The 659-nt window shown below is 48.9% G+C and carries 2 tRNA genes and 1 rRNA gene; all 3 read left to right on the forward strand.

Annotation, left to right across the window (positions count from 1 at the left end):
* Positions 1-174 precede the first annotated feature (174 nt).
* The 3 genes from rrf (at position 175) to HII30_RS21380 (ending at position 481) form a co-directional block, all read left to right on the forward strand.
* Positions 175-291 (forward strand): 5S ribosomal RNA (gene rrf, locus HII30_RS21370).
* A gap of 9 nt (positions 292-300) precedes the next feature.
* Positions 301-377: transfer RNA gene (locus HII30_RS21375), tRNA-Ile, on the forward strand.
* A 28-nt stretch (positions 378-405) separates the two neighbouring features.
* Positions 406-481: transfer RNA gene (locus HII30_RS21380), tRNA-Ala, on the forward strand.
* Positions 482-659 lie beyond the last annotated feature (178 nt).

The raw sequence follows: 659 nt of genomic DNA on the forward strand, positions 1-659 counted from the left end.
TATCGGAAGGTGCGGCTGGATCACCTCCTTTCTATGGAGAATCGTCCTCTGCAACGAGGACATTCAAATATCATTCGGTCGGCGCAAGTCGCCGGATACTCGCTTTGCGTAAGCAAAGCACCAATCGACTCACTCGTTGGTCAGTTTTGAGAGTTCAACTCTCACAAATATGCGTTTGGTAGCGATAGCGGAAGGGTTCCACGCGTACCCATCCCGAACACGACCGTTAAGCCTTCCAGCGCCGATGGTACTTGGACCGAAGGGTCCCGGGAGAGTAGGACGCTGCCAAGCGCATGATTTGGGCCCTTAGCTCAGCTGGTTAGAGCGCACCCCTGATAAGGGTGAGGTCGGTGGTTCGAGTCCACTAGGGCCCACCATTTCAAACTTAATATTTCTATCCTATATGGGGCTATAGCTCAGCTGGGAGAGCGCCTGCCTTGCACGCAGGAGGTCAGGGGTTCGATCCCCCTTGGCTCCACCATATAATCTATGATCTTGATATCCAAAATATTCAGGTTGACCTGAATATAATGGCTTGATAAGATAATATTCCGGTCGAAAAACCGGAACTTTGATCCTTGAAAACTAGATAACGAAACGAATTTGCGTTTTAGAAATATCCTTCTCAAACGACTTGTGTCATGTATATGACCAAGAAG

Source organism: Paenibacillus lemnae (assembly GCF_012933385.1).
In the GTDB taxonomy this organism is placed as follows: domain Bacteria; phylum Bacillota; class Bacilli; order Paenibacillales; family Paenibacillaceae; genus Paenibacillus_AQ; species Paenibacillus_AQ lemnae.